Raw genomic sequence first — 16214 nt, 5'->3', positions numbered from 1 at the left:
TTGATTCCTAAATCCTAATAGTCATACCGTCGCTTAGAGACTGTCTGTAAGCTCTTAGCGCTGGAATAAAGCCGATGATAATACCCGCCAGTTGAACAAATCCTAACAGAGTCCACTCGTAGGTGGTAATCGCACTCATGGTAATGGTTATTCCATATTGTTGCTGGATTATTGGTTGTCCAACTGCTAGGGCGAGATATAAGCCACTCACACCAACTAAAATACCAACAAATGTCAGTGCGCTTGCCTCACTAATGAGTAGGGCAAAGACATGTTTTGGACGTGCGCCCATCGCTCTGAGAATTGCCATTTCTCGCCTTCTCTCTTGAAGGCTCGTTAATAGACTGCTGAGCATACCAAGTAAGCCTGCGATAACAACAAATATTGAGACAGCCATTAGTGCCTGCTCTGCAACCGACATCATTCCCCAAAGCTCATGTAGAGCAACGCCGGGCATAATAGCGCTTAACGGTTCTTGTGGGTAAGTATTGATTTGGCGTTGTAGAGCAAATGTTTGAATTTTAGATTTTAGCCCAAGCATCATTGCTGTGATCTGCTTAGGTTCAAATTGATGCTGGCTTAGTTGCTCGGCTGAAGGTGCATTACCTAGGTTTGCCCCCGACTCCCAACCGACATGAATGGCTTCAATAGCTTCAAGAGAAGTGTGGACCGTTTTATCTACTGGTGTCCCTGTAGGCGCAAGAATACCGACGACGGTAAAGGGAAGGTTGTCGTGTCGACTGAATCCAACGTCACCAATGCCATGAGCAATGATGATTTCGCTGCCTACCTTGTAATCTAGAGATCTTGCGACATCTGAACCGATAACCGTTTCAAAAAGAGTATTGAATGGCTTACCTGCACTGAAAGTAAGTGATTGCTTACTTCCATATTTATAATGTTCAAAGTAGCTGTCATTGGTTCCCATCACTCGGAAACCGCGATGTGAATCGCCTAAAGAGATAGGAATCGCCCAGTCTACCGCTCGGTGTTGACGAAACTCTTGGTAGCTTTTCCAGTCGATGTTGTTGGTGGCGTTACCAATTCTAAATACAGAGTAGAGTAGTAGGTTCACTTGCCCTGAGCGTCCGCCAACAATCAAGTCAGTGCCGGAAATCGTATTGGCAAAACTATCTTTCGCTTGAGTTCGTATACGCTCAACGCCCATCAGCAATATGACTGAAATGGCGACGGTTAAAATAGTGAGTATTGCTGTCGCTTTTCTATTACGAACACTTTTCCAAGCAAGGCTTGTTATGGCTTTCATTGGTTTTCACCTGCTTTATTTAACTGCTTTAGATTAATGGAGCGGTCAAACAGCGCTTCGAGTGTTGGATCGTGACTAACAAATACTAAGGTGGATTTAGCAAGGTTTGCCTGCTCCATCAAAAGCTCGATAAATGCGCTACGGTTTTCATGGTCAAGTGCCGAAGTTGGTTCATCAGCGATAATGAGCTTGGGTGAGCCGATCAGGGCTCTTGCTGCCGCGACTCGTTGTTGCTGCCCAATACTCAGCTCAATCACCGGTTTATTGAGTAGTTCCTGTGGTAGGTGCAAACGAGTTAAGAGTTCTTTCGCTTCTTGCTCTGGAGACTGCTGCAGTTGTTTTTTTCGTTGTGTAGAAAATTGACAAGGCAGGATGACATTCTCAATCACACTCAGATATGGAAGAAGATTAAATTGCTGAAAAATATAACCGATATTATCGGCACGAAATTTATCACGTAAGCTTGGGTTAAGCGTACGAATTTCCGTACCTAATACATCAACCTGACCTTGCTGCACTTGGTTGATGCCAGTTAGTAGCCCTAGCAGTGTTGATTTACCACAACCACTTGGACCTTTAATAAAGACGTGCTCACCCTCTTGAATCGAAAACTCGGGGATATCTAATATCGCTTGGCTAGCATTTGGCCAAGTAAACTGCAAATTCGTTATGTTGACTACCGTGTTAGCGGTATCAGACAAGGTACTATCCATTTCAAATTCCAATCAGTGAATGTGCTAGGGCAAGTGACTTACCCTAGCAAAAATATCTTAATAATGAAGGCTAAAAAGAGACTGTATTGTTCTTCGGTGTTAATTTCGTTGCCGACTGTGCTTTGTCAGTAAGTAAGTTAACACTGATCGATTCTGTGCCTTTAAATTGTTCGAACCAATCGGTTGAGATAGTTTGCAGTTTATTTATGTCATCACAGTGAAAGTGGTATTCAATCGTGAAAGTGCCGTGCCCATCATTATGATCGCCATGGTCATGCCCTTCATGATCGTCATGTCCATCGTGCTTGTCGTGGTCGTGGTGCTTGTGATCATCATGACCTTCATGCTTATCGTGGTCATGATGTTTGTGATCGTCATGGCCTTCATGCTTATCGTGGTCATGGTGTTTGTGATCGTCATGGCCTTCATGCTTATCGTGGTCATGGTGTTTGTGATCATCATGTCCATCATGCTTGTCGTGGTCATGATGTTCGTGATCGTCATGGTCATCACCACCTAACGTATGTGTCACTGACTTAAATTCAACATGACATTTTGCTGCAGCGTTTAAAGCGAAAATATTGTCTACATTGTCTAAAGTTTTAAGTGCGCTTGCTAGCGTCTCTTTTTGTTGTTCGTTTTGTGGTTGATGCTCAAATCCAACGACATCAGCACCAGGAGCGGTGACTTCAATCAGTAGTTCGTGTGCATCTTGAGCGATATTGAATTCTACATGGCCGTGAACGTGTGCTTCATGTTGGCGAAAAGTGCTATCAGCGAGGATTGGAGTACTCATAAGTAAGCCGATAGTTACAGCAAGCGTTGTCTTCATTTTCATTTGGATCTAATCCTTAATTGTTGAATATATATAGTACATCTAATAGTAAGAGATTAGTTGAAATGGAGGAGAGCGCGCTAAGTAAGCATGGAAAGGAACAACGATTGTCGCTGTGATATAGAAAAGTGGCGCACTGCTTAGAAGGACTTGATCAAGCCCTGTGGGCATAGCGTGTGTAAGCCCGTTAGCCACTGCTGAAAATAGTTGGCACTGGTGTTGGCTATGGTGCTCTGGATGAAAATCATACTGATGTTCCACGTATGCGAAATTAAGCCATAATACTCCAAGTAAAGAGCATAGCGAGATCAGTCGTTGAGTAGCTGTTATCGGCTGAATCATGGCAACGTGAGCAGTCCAGTAGAGTGTAAGTGTTATAGTATAACAATATTGTTGGCATGAATGTCAGAGTAATTTGAGTAAAAATTCCACTAAGAAAAACAGCGATAACACAAAGGCTATCGCTGATAATAGAGTATTGATTAAGGCTTGTTAATTTCCTTTGTTTGGCTAATTAAAGCTGTCCACGGATAAGCGTTAAAATAGACTCTATGTTGCTTTCATCTAAAGCTCCTTCCTGAACAAAAACAACGACTCCATCTTTGTCTTGAACAATAATGGCCGACGACTCTTCTTCTAGTCCCCATGCCTCTGCTACAGCACCATCAGCATCGAGAACCATTGATGACCAAGGAAACTCTTTCTTACTGTTTTGAGCTTTGGATTTTACTATTGAGCCTGTTCCCCACATCGCATCATCTTGGTTAATGATGGTGGTGGTTTGATATACATCTTCTGGGAACTTAGCCGCTGTGATTGCGGCCATTAGTGGCGCGTTGAGTTCTTTTGAACTGCCACGCCCTGCGATAGCTTGGATAACACGAACCTTGCCTAACATGGCTTGATTATTCCATGATTGAAAGCTGGTTTCGCCATCCGTTAGTATGATTTCCCCATGCTTTTTAACCTCAACATCGTTAACGGGTTCACCCAAAGAGATGTTGTGAGCGTTAGTTAGAAATGGAGAGCAAGCAAGTATCAGAGTAAGAAGTTGTTTCTTTTTCATTATTATATTCCTTTTGATTGGCCGAAAAAGTATATACCCAAACCCTATCAAAGAGAGAAATCCAGTTAACTAAGGCGTGAACTCTGTGGCTTATTTGGTCTAATTACTCTAATTCGTTGCAGAGTAGAGAGATTATTTGAGAAAACAAACGCCTGTACCGCCTAATCCACAATAACCATTAGGATTCTTAGCAAGATACTGTTGATGATACTCTTCTGCATAGTAAAAGCGGCCAGCGGGTAGTACTTCGGTTGTAATCTCGCCTTTACCTTGCTTAGAAAGAAGGCTTTGATACTGCTGTTTAGATTCAGTAACCGTCGCTGCTTGCTCATCACTGTAGATATAGATGGCTGATCGGTATTGTGTGCCAGTATCGTTACCTTGTTGCATGCCTTGGGTTGGATCATGTCGCTCCCAAAAATGAGTCAGGAGTTGTGTGAGCGAAATGATCGACGGGTCGTAAAAAATACGCACGACTTCAGTATGGCCAGTTTGTCCGGTGCACGTCTCTTCATAGGTCGGGTTTTTCGTATAACCGCCGGCATAGCCAACAGAAGTACTAGTGACTCCCTCTAATGGCCAGAACAATCGCTCGGCGCCCCAAAAGCAGCCCATTCCAAATAACACTTGGTGTTGACCAAGTTGAGGAGATTCGGTAATAGGCGTGTTATTTACATAATGCATTACAGGTGGCACTAATGCAGTGTCTCGGCCAGGTAGTGCATCATGTGGGGTAACCATCACTTGTTTTGGATTCATCACGATCGATCTCATAATATATGTAACCTGGTTAGTATTAAGAGGTTAATAAAAAGTGCTAATTATATGAATAGCTAAAGACTAACTGAATTAATCTAGGTATTATTTTTATTAGCAGTAACTCTCATTTGTGGTTTATATCAATTAAGCATGATAACTAAGCGATTTCCAGTATTAATCTTGAGCCTTGTTTTATCCAATTTCGCTACGGCAAGTGAGATTGAGTTAAGCGTAGTTGGGCTAGAAGGCGCATTACAAGATAATGTGGATGCTTATTTGTTGTCGATCCCTGAAACAGATTATGAAGTCTCTTTACGCTTTCAGTCTCGAATTGAAACTAATATTACTGAAGCGATTAATGCACTGGGTTACTACGATCCTAAATTTCGTTTTGAAATCGTGGATGGAAAAGAGCTGATCGTCCATGTTACTCCGGGTGAGCCTGTGGTGATTACAGAGCTTGATATAGTGATCACTGGTGAAGCACAAAACGATGCTACTTTTTCTCAATTAATCTCAAACAGTGGCTTGGTCATTGGTCAGCCGCTCAATCATGGTCGGTATGATGCGCTGAAGTCTTCGATTCGTAATATGGCGCTGCAAAAAGGCTACTTTAAGGGCGATTTTTCTGTTAGCCGATTAGAGGTTGTTCCCAGCCTAAATCAAGCGATGATTCGTCTGCATTACGACAGTGGTATTCGTTATCATTTTGGCTCGACCTTTATCACTGGTAGCCAAATAAGAGATGAGCGCGTTCAATCTCTTCAGCCCTATCAGAAAGGAGACCCGTACCTTATTTCAAAGGTGGGTGAGTACAATCAAAACCTTTCTAATACCGACTGGTTCTCATCTGTCTTTGTTGAGCCCGATTTGAGTCAGCTGGACGACAATCGAGAGCTGTCGATGAAAGTTTCATTGTCGCCACAATCTCGTAATCAACTTGAAACAGGTCTTGGTTATTCAACCGATGTGGGTGTCCGAGGCACGCTAAAGTGGAAAAAACCGTGGGTTAACGATCGAGGACACAGCTTTGACAGTAGCATTTCACTTTCTGTGCCTGAGCAGAGTGTTGTCGCGGGTTATAAGATCCCTTTAGATGATGCTCTTCATGAGTATTATCAAATTCAATACGGAATGAAAAAAGTGGATAAGTTGGATACCAAGAGTCTGGAATCTAACTTATCTGTTGGTCGTCACTGGCTTTTAGACAGCGGTTGGCATCAAACTGTTCGAGTTCGTTATCTGATCGAAAACTATGAGCAAGGGCTTCAAGATGATGTAGGTCAATTTGTTCTTCCCGGTGTCTCTTTCTCGCGTACACGGACCAAAGGGGGCAGCATGCCGATGTGGGGGGACCGTAAATCCATTACCCTCGAGTATGGTGATCCAGCTCTTTTATCAGAAACCCGTTTAGTCCGATTGGTTGGTGGTACTTCGTGGATTCGCGGCATTGGTAATAACCACCGAGGGCTATTCCGCATTGATGGCGGCGCTAACTTTACTCGCGAGTTCGAAAAATTATCACCGTCACTGCTGTTTTTTGCTGGTGGTGATAACAATCTACGTGGTTATGGCTATGAATCGATCTCTCCAAAAGATGAGATTGATGCCTTAACCGGTGGTAAATATATGTTAACTACCTCACTTGAGTACCAATATCGTGTTGTCGGTAATTGGTGGGTAGCAACGTTTTATGATTATGGTGATGCCTTCAATGAGTCAGCTGACTTTAAAGCCGGTGCTGGTGTTGGTATTCGTTGGGCATCTCCAGTAGGTCCGATACGTCTTGATTTTGCCAAAGGGCTCGATGTAGAAGAAGGGGGAGATGAGTACAAAATTCACTTCACTTTAGGCCCAGAATTATGATGAAGACAGCAGTATGACTAAAGTAGTTCTGAAGTGGACAAAGTGGTTTTCAATGAGTCTTATCTCATTGGTTATATTGTTACTGATTTTAGTAATTGGTTTGTTATACACCAATACAGGGCTCAATATTGCTCTATGGGGGGCACAACAAGCGTTACCTCAACTTCAAGTCGGTAGCTCTAAAGGGGCTATTTTTCCTCGCTTTACGCTTAATCAAATTACCTTTCAAGATGAAGATCTATTTATTGATCTTAATGCGGAATCAATAACACTCGCCATCAACCCTAGCTGTTTTTTAGAGCCTTCAATTTGTATTAATGAACTGACGGCTGATGGCCTTAACTTTTCAATGCCTCAACTGCCTGAGTCTGAAGATGTACCACCGAAGGCTGAGAGCAATACAAAGCCGTTAAAAATTTCAACACCAATACCAATTCGAATTAGTAAGGTTCGCTTATCGAATATCAATCTTGATATTTTGCAGAATCAAGTGAGTTGGCATAGTCTGACAACGGGCGCCCGATTCCAGAATAATCAATTACGTCTACGCCCAACGGTTTGGCAGGATATATCTCTTTCTCTAGCCACTTCAGATGGGAGTGAGGCCGCCGATCAAAGTAAACCGGGGACACCATCAGATAATAATGAGCCTACGCCAATTGAGCTCCCGTCAGTGACGATGCCACTCTCGTTAGTTGTTGAACGCTTTGATATCAATGAGTTCAAGTTAGAGCAAGCGTCACCTATTGTCGTCAATCATCTTGGATTAGAAGCAAATGCCTCAGGTTCAATAGTCGTTATTAATCAGCTAGAGCTCGCGATGCCAGAGGTTGAGGCTGACTTATCGGCAAGCATTGATTTACAAGATGGCTATCCGTTGGAGGCTCAATTATCCGCGTTGGTGAAGCACCCACAGGCCAATGGGCAAAAGGTGTCATTAACAGCGACAGGTAGTGTTGCAGAGCTTTCAATCGAGAGTGAGTTTAGTGGGTTAGTAAAGGCTTACTTACAAGTAGATATTCAGCCGCTTGAGCCTAGCTTGCCTTATAGCGTTTTACTAAATGGAACCCAAGCTCAGTGGCCATTGTCGGGTAAAGCTGATTATCAGGTGGATATTAAACAGCTATCAAGTTCGGGCAGCCTTGATGGGTATAAACTCGCACTTGATGCCGGTATCAAAGGTGTGAGCTTTCCTGATATAGCGATAGAGATGGAAGGTGATGGCGACTTAGAGCAGATTAATGTTAAGCAGATACAGCTTGAAACACTGGGTGGAACGATTGATGGGGAAGTCTTCGCGAACTGGAGTGACCCGATTAATTGGCAAGGAAAACTCTACCTAAACCATATTCAGCCCGGTTTGTATTGGCCGGAAGCCGAAGGGAACATCAGTGGTGATATTCATACAAAAGGAGCACTGACGGAACAAGGGGGTTGGCTAACTGACACCCCAGTTATCGATATTGATGGAATACTTCGTGATTATCCACTGAATATTGCTGGATCGTTGACCGCATCAGATAAACTGGGCGATGGTTCTTTTCATATTCAAACGCCAAGTTTAAAACTCTCTCATGGTCCAAACTCTGTTGAAGCAAAAGGCGAGTTAAGTCAGCAGTGGAACATGAAGGTTGCATTATCAATTCCCGAATTCGCTAAGTCTATTCCTGATCTTAATGGATCAATGTTAGGGGATGTAGCACTGTCAGGGCAGCTTACAGAGCCGAGCGTTCATCTTGCAATGACGGCGCATGATCTGTCTTGGCAAGATGAAGCGAGCATGGATCTTCTATCAGTGAGTGGGGATCTTAAACCTCTCCCCGAACCTCTAGTCAATGTTCATATTCAGTCGAAACAGATCCAATATCAACAACACCTGATTGATGATGTGGATCTGAAATTGAAGGGAGCACTTGATGATCACGAACTACTTATCGATATTCAATCTGAAATACTCTCGACAAGCCTAGCTATCTCCGGGGCATTGCAACAAGAGCCAAGTATAAGCTGGAAGGGGGCACTAGAGCGTTTATCACTGACGATGATACAAGGCCAATGGCAGTTAGAGGACGAGACTAAAATAAGTGTTGATGTTGATAAACAGCAAGCGTTTATTGCAGCGCATTGTTGGCGACAAGATGGTTCTTCAATATGCCTTGATAAGGATATTAATGTTGGAGAACAAGGAGAGGCTGAGCTTTCCATTCACCACTTTAACTTTGACCAATTAGCTCCATTAATGCCTCAAGATACAGCCATCGAGGGCGAGGTGAATGCTCAAGCGAGTGCAAAGTGGGGCCCAAATATCGCTCCAGAAGTGAGTGCTAGAGTTCAAATGCCAGCTGGGCAGGTGACGAGTTTGCCTAATGCTCCCTTACGTGTTGGTTGGAATTCAGTTGCGTTAAATGCAAAGTTGGCAGATAACCAACTGCAAGCGAATTGGTTATTCGATTTAACTGACAATGGTGAAATATCGGGAGATGTCACCATTCCAAATGTTGAGCAGCCAGATAAGCAGCTTGAAGGTGATCTTCGCCTGTCAAAAATTGGTTTAGCCTTTTTATCTCCGCTCATTGGTGAATACAATAAATTTGACGCGCAAGTTAACTCACAGCTGGCATTGAGTGGCGAATTAGCTAAGCCGAATGTTACCGGTGAACTGCGAGTCGAGGAGATACTACTACGTGGTGAACTGTCACCCTTGGATATTCAAGGTGGCGAAGTCATAGCAACATTTGGCGGAACAGATGCGACACTTCAAGCCAGTATAGAGACTCCTGATGGCCCTTTAAGTATTGAGGGTGATGCGGATTGGAAAGACCTAGAAGCTTGGAGTAGCCATATTCGAATCTTTGCTAATGAGTTACTCGTTAGTCAACCACCAATGCTTAAAGTGAAGGTGAGCCCTGACATGATGATTAGCCTCGCACCAGAACAGGCGAAAGTGACCGGAACCATCGATTTACCATGGGGCAATATAGTCGTTGAAGATCTTCCTCCGAGCGCGATTGGCATTTCTAAAGATCAAATTCTTCTTGATGAATCTATGCAACCTATTGATGATTCCGCTGCTAGCGTTTTTGCTATTGAAACAGACATTCAAATTACGATTGGTGATGCATTTACGTTATCGGCGTTTGGCCTAGAGGGCAACTTAGTCGGGCAGCTTAATGTGACTCAAAAAGATAAAGGCCCAATCATTCATGGTGAAATCAATATCTTAGAGGGAACATATCGCTCCTTTGGCCAAGACCTTATTATTGATGAAGGTAAAATATTAATGAACGGTCCAGTGGACCAGCCTTATGTCTCCATCAGTGCGATTCGTAATCCAGAAAATACCCGAGATGATGTTGTAGCAGGTGTTCGTGTTGATGGATCTGTTGATGAGCCTACGGTCACTATTTTTTCAGAACCTGCCATGCCACAGGCCAATGCACTCTCTTATCTTCTTCGAGGCCAAGACATTGATGCTGAAACTGGTGGTAATGCCATGACAACGACATTGATTGGCCTCAGCCTTGCGAAAAGCGGTAAAGTTGTTGGCGAAATAGGCGAAGCATTTGGTGTACAAGACCTACAATTAGATACAGCAGGGTCGGGTGAAGAGTCTCAAGTGACTGTGAGTGGCTATGTGTTACCCGGACTTCAAGTGAAATATGGTGTTGGTATTTTTGATGCCGTTGGGGAGTTTACTATTAGGTATAGATTGATGAGTGACTTGTACCTTGAAGTTCTCTCTGGCGTAGATAACGCGGTGGACCTGCTTTATCAGTTTGAATTTGAATGATGACGCTTTTGTTGTGAAAGAAACAGTGTCATCAGCGGGTCTCTTATCACTAGGTTATGAGTAGTACCTAAATGTATTGTACTAAACCGGATAAAGGGAAAAGTGATGAAATATTTATGGTTACTGGTAGTACTGTTTACTGTTGGTTGTGCGCAATTAATGACGCCTGAATCTATAGCTGAAGCAGACTGGGCTGAATTCGGCAAGCAGCGCGGTCTTGATGGCCAACTGTTTCATTCTCAGGAAAGGCTAGCAAAACATGACTCACAAGACATATTAACGGATGAGTTATATATGGCTTACAGCACTGGATATGACGAGGGTAAGGTGGAATATTGCTCTCAAAGCGCTCACATGCTTGGCGTCATGGGCAAGCCATATCGAGGTGTTTGTGACGATATCAAGACCTTCTTTAGGCAAGATTATAATTCCGGCAGAGAGTCTAGTGGTGCGCTTTAGCTAGTTTTTTACTTGAGATATCAACAATGTTCAGCTTAATGATCCTTAGCTGAACATTGTTTTTTCACTGTATCCAATATTATTTTTGAGCTCGTTTATGAGAAAGCATAATCTCTTCTCTCGCAGCCTTTACATCTTTCCAGCCATCGACTTTGACCCACTTTCCAGCTTCCAAATCTTTATAACGCTCAAAAAAGTGGCTAACTTGTGCTTTTAATAGCTCAGGGATATCGCCCACATCCTGAATATCATCATACTCTTTGGATAGTTTAGAGTGAGGGACAGCAAAGACTTTTGCGTCTTCACCTGATTCATCACTCATCATCAGAACGCCTACTGGGCGACAACGAATCACTGAACCCGGTATTAATGGGAAAGGGGTTGGGACGAGTACATCGACCGGGTCACCATCTAATGAAAGCGTGTCATTTATGTAGCCATAGTTGCAAGGGTAGAACATCGGTGCTGACATAAATCGATCCACAAATACCGCACCGGAATCTTTATCCACTTCATATTTTATTGGGTCGGCATTGGCTGGTATTTCGATAATGACATAGAGGTCGTCAGGCAGCGATTTTCCTGCAGGTACGAGATTCAAACTCATCAAAAACTCCTTAATATTGGTATTCGCATAGCAAGCCGTATTTCAAAATTGCTTTGAGATATGAATGTTATTGATGGTTAAAGTTTAGTCATTAATCAGCAGGATGCTAAATTGTAGGGGCACATTTATGAAGTGTGGCAAATCAGGGGGATAGGGAACGTTAACAATGAAAATAGACAAGTCAGTTTTGGCTGACCTGTCTATAAAAATACTATTATTGATTAGTCTTGGTTGTTTTTAATAAACTCTTCAACTTTATTCACCATGCTTTTCGAACCAGTGAAGAAAGGAACACGCTGGTGTAGTTCAGTTGGCTTTAAATCCATGATGCGATTAACACCATCAGAAGCTGAGCCGCCTGCTTGTTCAATGATAAATGCCATTGGGTTGCACTCGTACAATAGGCGAAGCTTACCGTTCGGGTGAGCTTGGGTGCTCGGGTAAAGATAGATACCACCTTTTAACAAGTTACGGTGGAAGTCTGAAACCAATGAACCGATATATCTTGAAGTATATGGGCGTCCATCTTCTGGTTCATTCTCTTGGCAGTATTTAATGTATTTCTTTACGCCCGTTGGGAAGCGAATGTAGTTACCTTCATTGATGGAGTAAATTTTGCCATTGTCTGGCGTCATCATATCAGGATGAGAAAGACAGAATGTGCCAATCGAAGGGTCGTAAGTAAAGCCGTTAACACCATTACCCGTGGTGTAAACCAACATCGTTGAAGAACCGTAGACGACATAACCAGCAGCAACCTGTTTGTTGCCTGGTTGAAGGAAATCTTCTTGTGTTGGTGGTGTACCTACAGGGGAAACTCGGCGGTATATTGAGAAAATTGTTCCGACAGAAACATTCACATCAATATTAGATGAGCCATCAAGTGGATCCATTAAGACGACGTATTTAGCGTTCTTATTGAGTTCTTTATTAAACGCAACGGCTTCATCTTCTTCTTCACTGGCAACGCCACAAACTTGATCGCGAGCTTCTAGCGCTGCTTTAAATTTCTCGTTTGCGTACAGATCCAGTTTTTGTTGCTCTTCACCTTGAACATTATCTGTTCCAACAGAACCTGTGATATCAGCGAGTCCTGCTTTATTTATTTCTCTGTTTACGATTTTTGCAGCAAGTCGAATTGAAGAAATAAGAGATGAAAGATCACCGCTAGCGTGGGGGAAGTCCGCTTGTTTTGAAACAATGAACTCGCCAAGGGTGCGCATTTCAGACATGTTATATCCTTAACAATAATGAGTATGGGGGCGTGGCGATAACGTTTGCCTCTTAATTGGGCTTTATGCAATCACACTAAATATAGTGTAAGCGTTAGATCTTATTTATGGTAATGAAGTAACCGATTGAGTTCTCAAATCATTTGTCGTTTGTCAGCGATTTGCAATCTCACTTCCCTTTGATGGCGAAATGGCGATAATGAGACTCTCAATCGAAAATCACTTCGTAAGGCTAAGTTGTATGCATATTCATATCTTGGGAATTTGTGGCACATTCATGGGCGGCGCAGCAGTATTAGCGCGTCAACTCGGGCATAAAGTAACGGGTTCAGATGCCAATGTGTATCCACCTATGAGTACGTTGCTTGAGTCTCAAGGTATTGAAATCATTGAGGGCTTTGCCCCGTCACAGCTTGACCCACAACCTGACTTAGTGGTTATTGGTAATGCCATGAGCCGAGGTAACCCTTGTGTTGAACATGTTTTAAATACCAACATCCGTTACACCTCTGGGCCGCAATGGCTGCAAGAGTTCTTGCTTCATGACCGCTGGGTACTCGCGGTTTCAGGAACGCATGGCAAAACAACGACTTCTAGCATGCTTGCTTGGATTTTAGAGTCGTGTGGTTATAAACCGGGATTTTTAGTCGGAGGGGTGCTTGGAAACTTTGGAATATCGGCTCGTTTAGGCGAGAGTATGTTTTTTATAGTTGAAGCAGATGAATACGACAGTGCTTTTTTTGATAAGCGTTCCAAGTTTGTTCACTACCACCCTAGAACACTCGTCATGAATAACCTTGAGTTCGATCATGCTGATATCTTTGATGATCTTGAGGCGATTAAGCGTCAATTTCATCATTTAGTAAGAACCGTCCCAGGCAATGGCCGAATATTAGCACCAAAACAAAACTCAGATATTGATGATGTTTTGCAACGAGGCTGTTGGAGTGAAACAGAACTTACCGGTCCTAAAGGGGAGTGGCGAGCGGAAAAGGTAAAAAATGATGGCTCTGTATTTGATGTCTATTTGTATGATGAATGTATCGGTCGAGTGGCATGGGATTTAGTTGGTGATCATAATGTTGATAACGCCTTAATGGCGATTGCAGCGGCAAGACATGTTGGTGTTACCCCCGATCTCGCGTGTGAAGCTTTGGGGCAATTCATCAATACCAAGCGTCGATTAGAGCTTAAAGGTGTGGTTAATGGTGTGACGATCTATGATGATTTTGCGCATCACCCAACCGCGATTGAACTCACTTTAGATGGCTTACGTAATAAAGTCGGTGAGAATAAGATCATTGCTGTTCTAGAGCCACGATCTGCGACAATGAAGCGAGGTGTGCATAAGGAAACATTGGCTGCATCACTGACTAAAGCCGATTCAGTTTTTCTTTATCAGCCAGATAATATTGATTGGTCTTTGCAAGACATTGCGGATAAATGCCAACAGAATACACATGTCAGCAATGATATTAATGAATTAGTCGCTAAAATTAGTTTAGAGGCACAGTCAGGCGATCAAATATTAGTCATGAGCAATGGTGGTTTTGAAGGCATTCACGATAAGTTACTTAATGCATTAGAAGCTTAATTGATGATTTATAGAAAATTGAAAAGTAATTAGAGATGAAAGAACAGACTAAAAAAGCCATAACACTGGCGTTTACAGGTGCATCTGGTGCTCCTTATGGTATTCGTTTATTGGAGTGCTTACTAGCTGCCGATTATAAAGTGTATTTGCTTATCTCTTCAGCTGCGCGCGTCGTAATGGCTACCGAGCACGGGTTAAAGCTACCGAGTGGTCCTGATGCTTGCAAAAAAGCGCTGGTTGAACACTTAGGTTGCGATGGCGATAATTTAGAAGTTTGTGGTAAAGAGGATTGGTTTTCTCCGGTTGCGTCAGGCTCTGCCGCACCAAAGCAAATGGTCGTTTGTCCCTGTTCTGCGGGCAGTGTTGCGGCAATAGCTCACGGTATGTCTGACAACTTAATTGAACGTGCTGCCGATGTGGTGATGAAAGAGCGAGGACAGCTTCTTTTAGTGGTTCGTGAAACGCCATTCTCGACACTTCATTTAGAGAATATGCACAAGTTGTCACAAATGGGCGTAACTATCATGCCTGCCTCGCCAGGTTTTTATCATCAACCTCAGTCTATCGAGGATCTTGTTGATTTTATGGTAGCGAGAATATTAGACCATTTAGGTGTAGAGCAAGGGCTAGTACCACGTTGGGGCTACTCTAAATAAGGATCTTTCATCCAGGTTTGTTAGTTTAGTTGTTGAAGAAACGTTAATCCTTATGGATAAGTCACTCAATACAAATTACAATCACAAATGACTCATCGGGGAGCCAGATACGTATCTACGTGTCAGCTGAGATCAAGCCAAGCTTGGGACCCGCATTTCGGTTTATCTGTCGTGACAAATAAACCGTTATTAACCTGAACCAGATAATGCTGGCGTAGGAATTGAGGGTGGAGCATCGCACTTGTTTATCTCAAATAGCAGTGTCGATTCTTGTAGTGGCTATATATCGTATACCACTGTCCCACCTTGTTTCTGCGCTGCTCAACTAAGGAGAGCGAGCAGTGAAAAACCCTCTAAATACAATTACCCTAGCGACACTAACATCTCTATCCGCTTTGTCATTCATGGCGCAAGCTTCAGATACCCTGACTGTCTATACATACGATTCGTTTGCTGCAGACTGGGGCCCGGGTCCAACGGTTGAAAAAGCGTTTGAAGCTCAATGTGGTTGTGACGTTAAATTTGTCGCACTGGATGATGGTGTTTCTATTCTTAATCGCCTTCGCTTAGAAGGAAAAAATAGCAAAGCGGATATCGTTCTAGGCCTTGATAACAACTTGATGGCGGAAGCGAAGAAAACAGGGCTGTTGGCTACGCACAAAGTAGATACATCGAATGTTGCTCTACCAAATGGTTGGAGTGATGATACCTTCGTACCTTATGACTTTGGTTACTTTGCTTTTGTTTACAACAAAGAGACGTTAGCTAATCCACCAAAGAGCTTAAAAGAGTTAGTAGAAGAGCGTGATGATCTGAAAGTGATCTACCAGGATCCGCGCACATCAACACCCGGACAAGGCTTATTGTTGTGGATGAAGTCAGTCTACGGTGAAGAGAGTAATGATGCATGGCAGCAGCTAGCTAAAAAGACGGTGACCGTGACGAAAGGTTGGTCTGAAGCGTATTCTATGTTCCTGAAAGGTGAATCTGATCTAGTGCTTTCATACACAACATCGCCAGCTTATCACCTGATTGCCGAAGATGATGCGAAATACGCAGCGGCAGATTTCTCAGAAGGACACTACACGCAGATAGAAGTTGCAGCGAAAGTGAACAGCTCTACTAACCAGAAATTAGCCGATGAGTTTATGGCGTTCATTCTAAGTGATGAATTCCAATCAGCGATGCCAACCGGAAACTGGATGTATCCTGTGACAGACATTAAGCTGCCTCAAGGTTATGAGACATTAACACTGCCACAAAAAGCCCTTAGCTTTAGTTCAGACAAAGTAGCAGCAGAGCGTAAAGCTTGGATTCGTGAGTGGCAAAGCGCATTAACGATGTAAGCTGTGGTGATTAGATTAACTGAG

Annotated in this window: 14 protein-coding genes; 6 read left to right on the top strand and 8 right to left on the bottom strand. The window is 43.1% G+C overall.

Annotated features, from left to right (window positions below):
* Window positions 1–7: 7 nt before the first annotated feature.
* From L4C54_RS17230 to msrA, 6 genes are all read right to left on the bottom strand, one after another.
* Window positions 8–1267, bottom strand: a complete 1260-nt coding sequence (locus L4C54_RS17230; protein WP_428809139.1) for an ABC transporter permease — start codon at window positions 1265–1267, stop codon at window positions 8–10.
* Window positions 1264–1980: an ABC transporter ATP-binding protein gene (locus L4C54_RS17225; protein WP_428802637.1), complete on the bottom strand. Its 717-nt coding sequence runs from the start codon at window positions 1978–1980 to the stop codon at window positions 1264–1266. The genes L4C54_RS17230 and L4C54_RS17225 overlap by 4 nt, the downstream gene beginning before the upstream one ends.
* A gap of 70 nt (window positions 1981–2050) precedes the next feature.
* Window positions 2051–2812 (bottom strand): zinc uptake protein ZrgA, encoded by a 762-nt coding sequence (gene zrgA / locus L4C54_RS17220; RefSeq protein ID WP_428809262.1) that lies wholly within the window; start codon window positions 2810–2812, stop codon window positions 2051–2053.
* Between the two features lie 45 nt (window positions 2813–2857).
* A complete protein-coding gene (locus L4C54_RS17215; RefSeq protein ID WP_428802635.1) occupies window positions 2858–3157 on the bottom strand; it encodes a DUF2607 family protein in 300 nt (99 codons plus the stop codon).
* 172 nt (window positions 3158–3329) lie between these two features.
* Complete coding sequence (locus L4C54_RS17210) at window positions 3330–3881, bottom strand: YtfJ family protein (RefSeq protein WP_428809138.1); 552 nt, start codon at window positions 3879–3881, stop codon at window positions 3330–3332.
* Window positions 3882–4013: 132 nt separating this feature from the next.
* Window positions 4014–4640, bottom strand: a complete 627-nt coding sequence (gene msrA / locus L4C54_RS17205; RefSeq protein ID WP_428809261.1) for a peptide-methionine (S)-S-oxide reductase MsrA — start codon at window positions 4638–4640, stop codon at window positions 4014–4016.
* A 150-nt stretch (window positions 4641–4790) separates the two neighbouring features.
* Between msrA and tamA the strand changes: the two genes are divergently transcribed.
* From tamA to L4C54_RS17190, 3 genes are all read left to right on the top strand, one after another.
* Complete coding sequence (gene tamA, locus L4C54_RS17200; protein ID WP_428809137.1) at window positions 4791–6506, top strand: autotransporter assembly complex protein TamA; 1716 nt, start codon at window positions 4791–4793, stop codon at window positions 6504–6506.
* 13 nt (window positions 6507–6519) lie between these two features.
* A complete protein-coding gene (tamB, locus tag L4C54_RS17195) occupies window positions 6520–10296 on the top strand; it encodes an autotransporter assembly complex protein TamB (RefSeq protein WP_428809136.1) in 3777 nt (1258 codons plus the stop codon).
* Window positions 10297–10401: 105 nt separating this feature from the next.
* Complete coding sequence (locus L4C54_RS17190) at window positions 10402–10755, top strand: DUF2799 domain-containing protein (protein WP_428809135.1); 354 nt, start codon at window positions 10402–10404, stop codon at window positions 10753–10755.
* Window positions 10756–10834: 79 nt separating this feature from the next.
* Here the strand turns inward: L4C54_RS17190 and ppa are convergent, their stop codons facing one another.
* Window positions 10835–11362, bottom strand: coding sequence for an inorganic diphosphatase (gene ppa, locus L4C54_RS17185; protein WP_428809134.1), 528 nt, complete (start codon window positions 11360–11362; stop codon window positions 10835–10837).
* A 221-nt stretch (window positions 11363–11583) separates the two neighbouring features.
* Window positions 11584–12594, bottom strand: coding sequence for a class 1 fructose-bisphosphatase (gene fbp / locus L4C54_RS17180; protein ID WP_428802629.1), 1011 nt, complete (start codon window positions 12592–12594; stop codon window positions 11584–11586).
* Between the two features lie 241 nt (window positions 12595–12835).
* On the opposite strand from fbp, the gene mpl reads away from it, so the two are divergent.
* From mpl to thiB, 3 genes are all read left to right on the top strand, one after another.
* On the top strand, window positions 12836–14188 hold the full coding sequence (mpl, locus tag L4C54_RS17175) for a UDP-N-acetylmuramate:L-alanyl-gamma-D-glutamyl-meso-diaminopimelate ligase (RefSeq protein WP_428809133.1): 1353 nt from the start codon (window positions 12836–12838) through the stop codon (window positions 14186–14188).
* 35 nt (window positions 14189–14223) lie between these two features.
* A complete protein-coding gene (locus tag L4C54_RS17170; protein WP_428809132.1) occupies window positions 14224–14844 on the top strand; it encodes a flavin prenyltransferase UbiX in 621 nt (206 codons plus the stop codon).
* 341 nt (window positions 14845–15185) lie between these two features.
* Window positions 15186–16190, top strand: coding sequence for a thiamine ABC transporter substrate binding subunit (gene thiB / locus L4C54_RS17165; protein WP_428809131.1), 1005 nt, complete (start codon window positions 15186–15188; stop codon window positions 16188–16190).
* Window positions 16191–16214: the final 24 nt, after the last annotated feature.

The organism is Vibrio lamellibrachiae, from assembly GCF_050337265.1.
GTDB classification, from domain to species: domain Bacteria; phylum Pseudomonadota; class Gammaproteobacteria; order Enterobacterales; family Vibrionaceae; genus Vibrio; species Vibrio kyushuensis.
This window is presented reverse-complemented; position numbering and strand designations above follow the sequence as displayed.